Here is an 11403-nt window from a genome sequence, read left to right as displayed (position 1 = left end):
CGCGCGCAGCGCGGCGCCGGGCGGCGGCGGGGGTGGGGGCGGGCCATCGCGCGGCTGCGGAGCGGCGCCCGCAAGGGCGTCGTGCAGCAAAGCGCAACCCGGAGCGGCGGCCGCCCCGGGCGCGGTGTCAGGGCCTCAGAGCGCGGTCCAGCCGCCGTCCACCGAGATCGTCGTGCCGGTGATCTGCGCCGCGTCGTCAGAGCAGAGGAAGGCAACCGTGCCGCCGATCTGCGCCGTGGTGGCGAAATCCTTGGAGGGCTGGCGCTCCAGCATCACCTGCTTGATCACGGTCTCGCGGTCCATGTCGTATTTCTTCATGGTGTCCGGGATCTGCGCCTCGACCAGCGGAGTGAGCACATAGCCCGGGCAGACCGCGTTGCAGGTGATCGGCTCCTGCGCGGTCTCCAGCGCCACCACCTTGGAGAGCCCGACGATGCCGTGCTTGGCCGCGACATAGGCCGACTTGAACGGCGAGGCGGTGAGCCCGTGGGCGCTGGCGATGTTGACGATCCGGCCCCAGCCCGCCCTGCGCATCTCCGGCAGCGCCGCGGCGGTGGTGTGATAGGCCGAGGTCAGGTTGATCGCGATGATCGCGTCCCATTTCTCCGGCGGGAAGTCCTCGATCTTCTCGACGAACTGGATGCCGGCATTGTTCACGAGGATGTCGACGCCGCCGAACTCCGCCACGGTCTTCTCGATCAGCGCGCGGCACTGCGCGCCGTTCGACATGTCGGCCTGGATGTAGCGCACGCCGGCGCCGGTCTCGGCGGCGATGCGCTCGGCCAGCGCGTGATCCTCCGCGTTGTCGGTGAAGGAGTTCAGCACGACATTCGCGCCGCGTTTGGCCAGCTCCTCGGCGATGCCGAGGCCGATGCCGGAGTTCGAGCCGGTGATGACGGCGGTTTTCCCGTTGATCGACATGTGCGAGAGCCTTCCTGTTGTGCGAGTCTCGGCGCGTCCGGGCGCCCCGCGCCTGGGCCTGTTGCGCTGCGACACATAAAGCGAAAGGCGGTGGAGATGAAGCGCGGAGCGATGGATTGCCGCAGAGACCCGCGGCGCCGCGGCGGAGGCGCGCCGGAAACCGGCCCTGCCCACGTAAAAAAAGCGCCTCCCGAAGGAGGCGCATCCAAAATTGAGGCAGGTTTCATACAGGCAAGAAACCTATCGAGCAGTGCACTTAGGATACGCAAAAGCGGCCCTGCTCACAAGAGGGTTTTCCACAAGCTGCGCAGGGTGCTGGCGGGGCTGTCTGCAGCGCTCTGTCTCGGTCTCTCTCCGGTATCGTCCGGCGCCGGGCCGGCGCATGGCATCGCCATGCATGGCGCGCCGGCGCTGGCGCCGGGGGCGAGCCTGCCCTATGCCGCGCCGGGCGCGCCGAAGGGCGGGCGGCTGGTGCTGGGCGAACTCGGCGGTTTCGACAGCCTCAATCCCTTCATCCTGAAGGGCCGGGCGCCCTGGGTGCTGCGGACCCATGTGGCCGAGACCCTGCTGGCGCGGAGCTGGGACGAGCCCTTCACCCTCTACGGGCTGCTGGCGGAGAGCGTCGAGACCCCGGCCGACCGCTCCTGGGTGGTGTTCCGCCTGCGCCCGGAGGCGCGATTCTCCGATGGCAGCCCGGTGACGGTGGAGGACGTGATCTGGTCCTTCGAGACGCTGGCGGCGGAGGGGCATCCGCGCTACCGCGCCGCCTGGGACGCGGTCTCGGCGATCGAGGCGGTGGGCGCGCGCTCGGTTCGAATCACCTTCTCGGAGCCGAATCGCGAGCTGCCGCTGATCATGGGGCTGCGGCCGGTGCTGAAGAAGGCGGCGTTCGAGGGCCGTGCCTTTGCCGAGCCGGGGCTGGTGCCGGTGATCGGCTCGGGGCCCTATGTGCCCGAGAGCTGGGAGGCCGGGCGCCAGCTCACGCTCCGCCGCGACCCGGACTGGTGGGGCGCCGGGCTGCCGATCAATGCCGGGCTCTATAATTTCGACACCCTCCGCATCGAGTATTTCCGCAACACCGATGCGCTGTTCTCGGCGCTCGCCACCGGCGCGCTCTCGCTGTTCCACGACACCGACCCGCTGCGCTGGGCCGAGGGCTATGACGGGCTGCCGGCGGTGCGCGACGGGCGGTTGCGGCGGCATGTGATTCCCCATGGCCGGCCCTCGGGGATGGAGGGCTTCGTGTTCAACACCCGCCGCGAGGTCTTCGCCGACCGCCGGGTGCGCGAGGCGCTGGCGCTGGCCTTCGACTGGGACTGGGTGAACGCGCGCCTCTTCGCCGGGCAGTATGCACGGATCGAGAGCTACTGGTCGGGCTCGGAGCTCGGCTGGCAGGGCGCGGCGACGGGCCGCGAGGCCGCGCTGCTGGCGCCCTTCGCGGCGGCGCTGCCGGAGGGCACGCTGGAGCGCGGCTGGCGCCCGCCCGCGGGCGACGGGCGGCGCAACCGCCGCGGCCTGCGCCGGGCCTCGGCGCTGCTCGAGGCGGCGGGCTGGGAGCTGGCCGGCGACACCCGGATGCGCGGCGGCGCGCCGCTGGCCTTCGAGATCCTGGTCACCTCCGGCGAGGCGGAGACGCTGGGCGGGCTCTGGGCCGGGGCGCTGAAGCGGCTCGGCGTGGCGGCCACGGTGCGCCGGGTCGATGCCGCGCAATACGAGGCGCGCCGGCGCGACTACGACTATGACGTGATCGTCAACCGCTGGTGGCTCTCGCTCTCGCCCGGCACCGAGCAATGGCTCTATTTCGGGCCGGAGGGGCGGCAGCGCCCGGGCACGCGCAACTACATGGGGGTGGAGGCGCCGGCGGTGGCGGCGATGATCCGGGCGATCCTGGCGGCGGAGCGGCGCGAGGGCTTCGTCGCCGCGGTGCGCGCGCTCGACCGGGTGCTCTCGGCGGGGATCTACGTGGTGCCCTTCGGGCATCTGCCGGAGGACCGGGTGGCGGCGCAGGCGGGCTATGCCAGGCCCGAACGCGCGCCGCTCTACGGCTTCCGCCCGGAGGTCTGGTGGTGGCAGCCGGAGTGAGCGCCGGGCCGGGCGATCCGCGCCGGTCCCGCGGGGCCCGCCCGTGCCGCGGGGCCTGGCGCGGCCCGCGCGCGGCACGCGGCACGCGGCCGTGGGTTGGAAACGCGCCGACCCGGCACGGGAAATATTCGATATATCTTGAAGTTTCCCCGGTTTTCGGAGAGTATCGGTGTAGTCGATACAGGTATCCTCACATGAAGGTTCCGAACAGAGACGGTAACGTGAAAAAATTTTCCGCCTGCGTGCTCCCGCTCGTCTTTGCGCTCTCCGCCACACCGGTCCTCGCCATGACCGTCTACGACGAATCGGTCGGCGGCGATGCGGGGGCCACCCTCGCGACCGCGGTGGATCTCGGGATACTGGCCAGCGGAGCCACCAGCACGGTTCTGGGCACCATCGGCTCGCCGGACGAACACGACAATTTCACCTTCACGACGCTCTCGGACTGGACCTTCTCGGTATCCAGCTATTCGACCGTCCCGCCCAATACCACTGGGTTCAGCCTGTGGGGCGCCGGCGGGTCTATTCTCGAATCCTTGCAAATCTCCGGGCCGGCCAACGACCTGTTCGGGACCTACGGCGCCGGCGCGTATCGCATCGATATCAGGGAGTTCAGCTCATCGCCGACCAGCTACGGTTTCGACATCGAAACCGCCGCCACCGTGCCGCTGCCGCCCTCGCTCGCGCTTCTCGCTGCGGCGCTGGGCGGGCTCGCGCTTTGGCGGCGGGCTGGCGGGACGCGGCGAGGCGGGACGGCCGGCTAGCGCCCGCCGCCGCCGTTGCCGCCCTCGCCATTGCCGGGGGGCGGCGGGCGGCTGCCGCTGGCGGCCTTGGCCAGCGCCTGCTTGCGCAGCGTCGCGCTGCGCGCCTGGGCCTCCAGCTCCTCCTTGGTCGGCGGCGTCACGAGGCCGGCGGAGATCACCAGCTTGGCGGCGTCCTCCACGGTCATGTCGAGCAGCACCACGTCGCGTTTCGGCACGAAGAGCAGGAAGCCGCTGGTCGGGTTCGGCGTGGTCGGCAGGAAGACGCTGATCATCTCGTCCTGCCCGGCGCGGCGCGGGATCTCGCCGCGGGTATCGGTGGAGACGAAGGCGATGGCCCAGAGATTGCGCCGCGGATACTCGATCAGGCAGGCCTGCCGGAACGAGCTCTTGGACTGGCTCAGCACCGTCTCGACGATCTGCTTCATCGCGTTGTAGACCGTGCGCACCAGCGGCAGCCGGTCGACGATGCCCTCGCCGAGGCGGATCAGCTGCTTGCCGAAGACCTTCTTGGCGGAATAGCCGACGATGGTGGTGAAGATGAAGAACACCACGAGGCCGAAACCGGGGATGTCGGTCTCGATATAGGTCGCCGGATTGTAGGGCGTCGGCACCAGCGGCACGATCTGGTTGTCGACGAAGGTGATGAAGGCCCAGGTCAGGTAGATCGTCACCACGATGGGCGCGACCACGATCAGGCCGGTGAGGAAATTGGCCCGCGCCCGTACCCAGAGGGGCACGGCTCGCCGTCTGCGCGTCGTGCGGGGCCGCCCGCTGCGTCGTATGGGTGCCATGGGCGCTCCGGTTGCTCAGCCTGCGAGGCTAGTAGCCCCGGCCGCGGTCGACAACGCCCAAGAGCGGCTTGCCCGCCAGATCGCGGGCGATATTCTGCATCAATGCCCGCGATGCGGTCTCCGGGCGGGTGACGCTCGCGATATGCGGGGTGACGGTGACGCGCGGATGCGCCCAGTAGGGATGCCCGGGCGGCAGCGGCTCGACATCGAAGACATCCATCGTCGCATGGCGGATCTGCCCGGAATCGAGGGCGGCGAGCAGCGCCGCGTGGTCGATCAGCGGGCCGCGCCCGGCATTGACGATGCAGGCACCGGCGGGCATCCGGGCCAGCGCCGCGGCGTCGATCACCCGCAGCGTATCGGGCGTGTGCGGCAGCAGCAGGACGAGGATCTCCGCCGCCTCGAGCACCCCGGGCAGGGCCTCGGGCCCGTGCCGGGTCGCGACGCCGGGGATCTGCTTGGGGCTGCGCGACCAGCCGGTCACGCGGAAGTTCAGCGCGGCCAGCGCCGCGGCGCAGGCGGTGCCGAGCTCGCCGAGGCCGAGGATGGCCACCCGGCGGTTGCGCGCCAGCGGCGGGAAGGAGACCTCCCATTCCGCGATCGGATCGGCGCCGATATAGCGGTCGATGTCGAGATGATGGCGCAGCACGTGGCCCACCACGTAGTCGACCATGCCTTCGGTCAGCCCCGGCTCGACCATCCGCGCGAAGGGCACATCCGCCGGCAGGTCGAGCTTCAGCATGCCCTCGACCCCGGCCCAGAGGCCGAGCATCGCGCGCAGCCGGGTATAGGGCGCGAAGTCGCGCACCGGGCCGTTGGCGGTGATCAGCAGATAGTCCACCCGCTCGGGCGCGACCTCGGCCGGGTCCATGTGCAGCTCGAGATCGAGCCCCTCCGCCGCCATGGCCTCGGTGAGCGGGCCGATCCAGTGCGGGCGGTGGGTGTGCTTGCCCGAGAAGACGACGACGGGGGTTTCGGCCATGATCCGCGAGCTCCGCTTGTTGTTCCGGGATTGGCCGCAGCGGGCCCGCAGCGCCGGGCTGCGCCTGCCGGTTAACCGGGTTTGCCGTGGATTTGCAAGCCGCGGCGGGGCCGGCGGAGGCCCTCAGCGGCGGTGGATATGGGCCGACTGCATCAGCCCGAAGGCCATCAGCAGCACCAGCATCGCCGAGCCGCCATAGCTGACCAGCGGCAGCGGCACGCCGACGATCGGGATCAGCCCCATCACCATCGCCATGTTGACCGCCCAGAAGAAGAAGAAGGTCGCGGTCAGCCCCCCGGTGACCAGCGCGCCGTAGCGGTCGCGGTTGCTCACCATCGAGGCGAAGCCGAAGATCAGCACGAGCGTGTAAAGCGCCAGCAGCGACATCGAGCCGACCGCGCCGAACTCCTCCGAGAGCGTGGTGAAGATGAAGTCGGTGTGCTTCTCGGGCAGGAAGTTGAGCCGGCTCTGGGTGCCCTGCATGAAGCCGCGCCCGGTGAGCCCGCCGCTTCCCATGGCGATCTTCGACTGGGTGATGTGGTAGCCGGCGCCGAGCGGATCGCGCGAGGGGTCGAGGAAGGTCTCGATGCGGGAATACTGATAGTCCTTCAGCACCTGCCACTCGGTGCCCCTGGAGGTCATCACCGCCCAGACCAGCCCGGCGCCGAGCGCTGCCGCGGTGCCGAAATACCACCAGGAGACCCCGGCGAGGAACATTACCACGCCGCCGCCGAGGCAGAGCATCAGCGCCGTGCCGAGATCCGGCTGCTTCAGCACCAGCGCCGCCGGCAGCCCGATCAGCGCCAGCGGCGGCACCAGCCAGAGCGGGCGCGAGATCCGGTCGCGCTCGAGCCAGGCGTAATAACGCGCCAGCGCCAGCACGAGGGCGATCTTCATCACCTCGGAGGGCTGCAGGTTGAGCGGCCCGAGCCGGATCCAGCGCTGCGCGCCCATGCCGGTCTCGCCGACGAACTCCACCGCCACCAGCAGCACCAGCGCGCCGAGATAGGCGAAGGGCGAGGCCCATTTCCAGAAGCGGATGTCGATCAGCGCCACGATCGTCATCAGGATGACGCCGACGCCGAAGCGGTTCATCTGCCGCCGCGCCCAGGGCTCGGCATCGCCGCCGGCCACCGAGTAGAGCATCATGAAGCCGAGCGCTGCGATCGCGGTGATCAGCAGCACCAGCGCCCAGTTCATCCGCAGCAGCTTGGCGGTGATCGAGAGCGGCGCGGCGCGGTTCGGGTCGGTCAGGCTCATGTGCGGATCCGCGGCGGGGTGTTGCCGTCGCCCGAGACCGGGCGCGGCTGCGGCGTCGGCACCGGGCGTTCCGGCGCCTGGCCCGGCGGATAGGCGGTGAGCGGCGGCTCGCCGCCCCAGAGCCCGCGCATCAGGATGTCGCGCGCCACCGGTGCCGCCGCCTTGGAGCCGCCGCCGCCATGCTCGACCACCACCGCGACCGCGAAGCGCGGGTCCTCGTAGGGCGCATAGCCGACGAAGAGCGCATGGTCGCGCCGCCGCCAGGGCAGGTCCTCGTTGCGGAACACGCCCAGGGCGCGCTCCGCCTTGGTGATGTTGCGCACCTGGCTGGTGCCGGTCTTGCCGGCCATGCGGTTGGCCTTGTCGTCGATCCGGGCGCGGCGGGCGGTGCCGCGGCGGCTGTTGACCACGTCGAACATGCCGCGCCGCACCAGCGCCAGATGCGCCTCGGCGATGCCGAGCGGCGCGGCCTCCGGCACCGGGGCGGGGCGGCCGTCGCGCGCCAGGATCAGCCGCGGCTCGAGCGCCCGGCCGGTGGCCAGCCGCGCCGTCATCACCGCGAGCTGCAGCGGGGTGGCCAGCACGAAGCCCTGCCCGATGCCGGCGTTCAGCGTGTCGCCCACCAGCCAGGGCTCCTCGCGGTTGCGCGACTTCCAGGCCTTGTCCGGGATCAGCCCGCCCTTGAGTTCGGGCAGCGGCATGTCGGCGCGCTGGCCGAGGCCGAGGCGCTGCGCCATGGCGGCGATGCGCTCGATGCCGACCCGCTTGGCGGCCTCGTAGAAATAGACGTCGCAGGACTGCTCCAGCGCCGCGCGCTGCGCGACATGGCCGTGCCCGCCGCGGCGCCAGCAGTGGAAGCGCCGGTTGCCGAGCTCGTAGCCGCCATTGCAGAACACGGTCTCCTCCGGCGCGATCACCCCGTCCTCGAGGGCGGCCAGCGCCACCACCATCTTGAAGGTCGAGCCCGGCGGATACATGCCGCTCGCCCACTTGTTGTGCAGCGGCCGGTACTCGTGCTCGAGCAGGGCCTTGTAGTCCGGCCCCGAAATGCCGCGCACGAAGAGGTTGGGCTCGAAGGAGGGGGTGGAGGCCATCGCCAGCACGTCGCCGTGGCGCAGATCGAGCAGCACCGCGGCGCCGGATTCCTCGCGCAGCCGCCAGTTGGCATAGTCCTGCAGGGCGAGATCGAGGGTCAGGTGCAGGTCCGGCCCCGGCTGGCCCTCCACCCGGTCGAGCTCGCGGATCACCCGGCCGAGGGCGTTGACCTCGATCCGCCGGGTGCCGGCCTGGCCGCGCAGCTTGCGCTCGAGCCCGCGCTCGAGCCCGCGCTTGCCGATCTGGAACTCCGGGATCTGCAGCACCGGGTCCTGGTCGTCGGCCTGGTCGAGGTCCTTCTGCGTCACCCGCCCGACATAGCCGACGACATGCGCCGTCTCCGGCCCTGCCGGATAATGCCGCGAGAGCCCGACCTCGGGCAGGATGCCGGGCAGGGCCGGGGCGTTGACGTTGATCTTCGCGAAGGTGTCCCAGTCGAGATGCTCGGCCACCACCACCGGCACGAAGGCGGATTTCGAGCGGATCTCGTCGAGCACCCGCTCCCGCGCCCGCGGCGAGATCTCGACGATTCTCCCGAGCCGGTCGAGCGCCGCCTCCGGGTCGCCGGCCTGCTCGCGGATCATCACCACGCGGAAATTCTGCTGGTTGATCGCCAGCGGCTGGTTCTTGCGGTCGAAGATCTGGCCGCGGGTCGGCGCGATCAGCCGCATGTTGATGCGGTTCTCCTCGGCCAGCAGGCGGTAGTGCTCGCCCTCGACGATCTGGAACTGCCGCATCCGCCAGGCCAGGCCGCCCGCGACCAGGAGCTGCGCGCCGAGCAGCACCAGCCCGCGGCGCGTCACCCCCGGGCCCTCGGCGCGGTCGGGCCGCGCCCGGTCGCCGAAGCGGATGCGCATGCCGTTGCGCGGGGCCTCGCCGCGCGGCCGGCTCATCGCGCCTCTCCGGCGGCGCGCGGCAGGTCGCGCAGGCTGCCGATGCCGAGCACCCAGCCGAGGCAGGCGGTGACCAGCGGATAGACCAGGATCGTCGCCGCGGTATGCCGGGCCAGCGCCGCCGCGAAGGGCGGCTGGGCGAGGCTGAGCAGCACCGCGAGCCAGAGTGCCGCCGCCATCGCCGCCGCCGCGGCCGCGACCGCCAGCCATTCCAGCACGAAGGGCTGGCGCGCCAGCAGCGCCCGGCGCGTCTTGAGCCATTCCGCGGCGAAGACCAGCCCGAGCGCGCCGAGCCCCACCGGCAGGTCGGTGAGCAGGTCGCGCGCGAGGCCGAGGGCGAAGACCAGCAGCACCGGCGCCGCCCCGGGCACCCGAAGCGCCCAGTGCGCGACGATGCAGAACACCAGATCCGGCGAGGTCACCGCCGCCGGGCTTAGCCCGAGGGGGGCGGCCTCAAGCGTCACCGCCAGCAGGCCGAACCCCGCCAGCGCCGCCATGCGGAGCGCTCGCCGCAGCCCGGTTTCGCGGCCCGCGCTCATTCGGTCAGCGCCGGCGGCCGGCCGGTCCCCCCGGCGCCGAGGCGCTCGGCCGGGCGCGGGTCGCGCGCTGCGCCGTCGGGCAGCACCAGCCCGCCGGGCCGGTCGATCCGGGTGTCGGGCCGGTAGCGCAGCAGCCGCACGAATTCGAGGCGCGAATAGTCCGAGAGCAGCACCACCCGCCATTCCTGGCTCGGCGTCACGATCACCCGGCCGACCGGGATGTCCGGCGGGAACACCCCGCCATCGCCCGAGGTCTTGACCAGATCGCCGGGCTTCACCTGCTCCGAGGCGTCGAGGAACTCGAGCCGCGGCGCCGGGGTGCCGTCGCCGGCCAGCACGGCGCGGCGCCCGCGCGGCTTCAGGATCACCGGGATGCGCGAGGAGAAATCGGTCAGCAGCAGGATCCGGCTCGCCCGCTCGCCGACGCCGGAGACCCGGCCGACCAGCCCGACCCCGTCCACCGCCGCCGAGCCGTCCACCACGCCGTCGCGCGCGCCGACGTTGACCAGTGCCGATTCGCGGAACGGCCCGCCCGAATCGGCAATGATGTCGCCGGTGACGAAGGTGGTCCGCGGCGGCTGGTTGAGGTTGTTGAGGGCGCGCAGCTGGGCGTTCTCCTCCTCGAGTTGGCGCGCCGTCTCGCGCCAGGCATGGAGCCGCTGGATCTCGCGCCGCAGCGCCCGGTTCTGCTCGTAGATGTCGACCACCGCCTCGTAGTCGCGGGCGATCTCGGTCATCACCGCGAGCGGCTCGGTGACCCATCCCATCGAGGGCAGCACGGCATCCATCAGGGTGAGTCGCATCTGCTCGACGCGGGGGTTGTCGGTCCGCCACAGCACGAAGAGGACGATGCCGGCGATGATTACCGCGCCGAAGATCGTGCGCTGGATGGCGCGGTTCAGCCCTTCGCTCGGATCGCTGCCCTGCCCGCGCTCGGTCCGGCGCAACTCGCTCCTCCTCGAAGCCCCTGCAGCGGGCGCTCCTGCCTCAGACGCTGATCTTCATCACATGGTTCAGACGGTCGAGATGCTCCAGCGCCTTGCCGGTCCCGAGCGCCACGCAGTGCAGCGGCTGCTCCGCCACCGAGATCGCGAGGCCCGTCTGCTCCCGGAGCGCCAGGTCGAGATCCCCGAGCAGCGCGCCGCCGCCGGTCAGCATCACCCCGTTATCGACGATGTCCGCCGCGAGATCCGGCGGCGTCGCCTCGAGCGCCACCATAACCGATTCGACGATCTGCTGCACGGGCTCGGTGAGCGCCTCGGCGATCTGCGCCTGGGTGATCTCCTGCTCCTTCGGCACGCCGTTGAGCAGGTCGCGCCCGCGGATCACGATGGACTGGCCGATGCCGTCCGCCGGCATCCGCGCGGTGCCGATGGTCTTCTTGATCTTCTCGGCCGAGGCCTCGCCGATCAGCAGGTTGTGCTGCCGGCGCATGTGCGAGATCACCGCCTCGTCCATCTTGTCGCCGCCGACGCGGACCGACTTGGCATAGACGATGTCGGAGAGCGAGAGCACCGCCACCTCGGTGGTGCCGCCGCCGATATCGACGATCATCGAGCCCGTGGGCTCGGTGATCGGCAGCCCGGCGCCGATGGCCGCCGCGATCGGCTCGGGAATCAGATAGGCCTTGCGCGCACCGGCGCTCAGCACCGACTGCTCGATCGCCCGCTCCTCCACCGCGGTGGCGCCGAAGGGCACGCAGACCACCACCTGCGGCCGCGGCCAGAGCGAGTTCCCGTTCACCTTCTTGATGAAATACTTGATCATCTCCTCGGCGACGTCGAAATCCGCGATCACGCCGTCGCGCATCGGGCGGATCGCCTGGATCGAGCCGGGGGTGCGGCCGAGCATCAGCTTGGCGTCCTCGCCGACCGCCTTGACCACCTTCTTGCCGTTGATGGTCTGGTAGGCCACCACCGAGGGCTCGTTGAGCACGATGCCCTTGCCCTTGACATAGACAAGGGTGTTGGCGGTCCCGAGATCGATCGCCATGTCGTTCGAGAAAACGTTGAACAGCCCGCTCAACATGCCTGTCTGGCTCCTGGCCTTCATGTGCCTGCGGCGCCGTCCTCCGCG

The 11403-nt window shown here is 71.0% G+C and carries 10 protein-coding genes; 2 read left to right on the top strand and 8 right to left on the bottom strand.

Annotated features, from left to right (window positions below; genetic code table 11):
• Positions 1-135: 135 nt before the first annotated feature.
• The gene (locus QSJ97_RS16580; protein ID WP_285673077.1) at positions 136-921 is read right to left on the bottom strand and encodes a 3-hydroxybutyrate dehydrogenase; all 786 of its coding nucleotides are present in this window, start codon (positions 919-921) and stop codon (positions 136-138) included.
• A gap of 393 nt (positions 922-1314) precedes the next feature.
• On the opposite strand from QSJ97_RS16580, the gene QSJ97_RS16575 reads away from it, so the two are divergent.
• Positions 1315-3003, top strand: a complete 1689-nt coding sequence (locus QSJ97_RS16575; RefSeq protein WP_285673074.1) for an extracellular solute-binding protein — start codon at positions 1315-1317, stop codon at positions 3001-3003.
• A 221-nt stretch (positions 3004-3224) separates the two neighbouring features.
• Positions 3225-3767 carry a hypothetical protein gene (locus QSJ97_RS16570; RefSeq protein ID WP_285673073.1) on the top strand — a complete coding sequence of 181 codons (543 nt, stop codon included), beginning with the start codon at positions 3225-3227 and terminating at the stop codon, positions 3765-3767.
• Here the strand turns inward: QSJ97_RS16570 and QSJ97_RS16565 are convergent.
• The 7 genes from QSJ97_RS16565 to QSJ97_RS16535 all read right to left on the bottom strand — a co-directional run bounded on the left by QSJ97_RS16565 (position 3764) and on the right by QSJ97_RS16535 (position 11355).
• A complete protein-coding gene (locus QSJ97_RS16565) occupies positions 3764-4504 on the bottom strand; it encodes a DUF502 domain-containing protein (RefSeq protein WP_285673072.1) in 741 nt (246 codons plus the stop codon). The two genes, QSJ97_RS16570 and QSJ97_RS16565, sit on opposite strands and share 4 nt — an antisense overlap.
• Positions 4505-4586: 82 nt before the next feature.
• Positions 4587-5540, bottom strand: coding sequence for a 2-hydroxyacid dehydrogenase (locus tag QSJ97_RS16560; RefSeq protein WP_285673070.1), 954 nt, complete (start codon positions 5538-5540; stop codon positions 4587-4589).
• A 123-nt stretch (positions 5541-5663) separates the two neighbouring features.
• Positions 5664-6800, bottom strand: a complete 1137-nt coding sequence (gene rodA / locus QSJ97_RS16555) for a rod shape-determining protein RodA (RefSeq protein ID WP_285673068.1) — start codon at positions 6798-6800, stop codon at positions 5664-5666.
• Positions 6797-8788, bottom strand: coding sequence for a penicillin-binding protein 2 (gene mrdA / locus QSJ97_RS16550; RefSeq protein ID WP_285673065.1), 1992 nt, complete (start codon positions 8786-8788; stop codon positions 6797-6799). Before mrdA ends, rodA begins: the two co-directional genes overlap by 4 nt.
• A complete protein-coding gene (locus QSJ97_RS16545; protein WP_285673063.1) occupies positions 8785-9327 on the bottom strand; it encodes a rod shape-determining protein MreD in 543 nt (180 codons plus the stop codon). Before QSJ97_RS16545 ends, mrdA begins: the two co-directional genes overlap by 4 nt.
• Positions 9324-10274 carry a rod shape-determining protein MreC gene (gene mreC, locus QSJ97_RS16540; RefSeq protein WP_285673061.1) on the bottom strand — a complete coding sequence of 317 codons (951 nt, stop codon included), beginning with the start codon at positions 10272-10274 and terminating at the stop codon, positions 9324-9326. Before mreC ends, QSJ97_RS16545 begins: the two co-directional genes overlap by 4 nt.
• A 40-nt stretch (positions 10275-10314) precedes the next feature.
• A complete protein-coding gene (locus tag QSJ97_RS16535) occupies positions 10315-11355 on the bottom strand; it encodes a rod shape-determining protein (RefSeq protein ID WP_285673060.1) in 1041 nt (346 codons plus the stop codon).
• Positions 11356-11403: the final 48 nt, after the last annotated feature.

The sequence above is a fragment of the Paralimibaculum aggregatum genome, assembly GCF_030270585.1.
GTDB lineage: Bacteria > Pseudomonadota > Alphaproteobacteria > Rhodobacterales > Rhodobacteraceae > Thermohalobaculum > Thermohalobaculum aggregatum.
The sequence above is the reverse complement of the archived record's forward strand: the minus strand, read 5'-3'. Positions and strand labels throughout refer to the sequence as shown.

Excerpts from the sequence above, each read along its gene's own strand:
- mrdA (WP_285673065.1), bottom strand. The coding sequence starts at position 8,788 with ATGAGCCGGCCGCGCGGCGAGGCCCCGCGCAACGGCATGCGCATCCGC.
- QSJ97_RS16580 (WP_285673077.1), bottom strand. The coding sequence starts at position 921 with ATGTCGATCAACGGGAAAACCGCCGTCATCACCGGCTCGAACTCCGGC.
- QSJ97_RS16575 (WP_285673074.1), top strand. The coding sequence starts at position 1,315 with ATGCATGGCGCGCCGGCGCTGGCGCCGGGGGCGAGCCTGCCCTATGCC.
- QSJ97_RS16535 (WP_285673060.1), bottom strand. The coding sequence starts at position 11,355 with ATGTTGAGCGGGCTGTTCAACGTTTTCTCGAACGACATGGCGATCGAT.
- QSJ97_RS16545 (WP_285673063.1), bottom strand. The coding sequence starts at position 9,327 with ATGAGCGCGGGCCGCGAAACCGGGCTGCGGCGAGCGCTCCGCATGGCG.
- QSJ97_RS16560 (WP_285673070.1), bottom strand. The coding sequence starts at position 5,540 with ATGGCCGAAACCCCCGTCGTCGTCTTCTCGGGCAAGCACACCCACCGC.
- rodA (WP_285673068.1), bottom strand. The coding sequence starts at position 6,800 with ATGAGCCTGACCGACCCGAACCGCGCCGCGCCGCTCTCGATCACCGCC.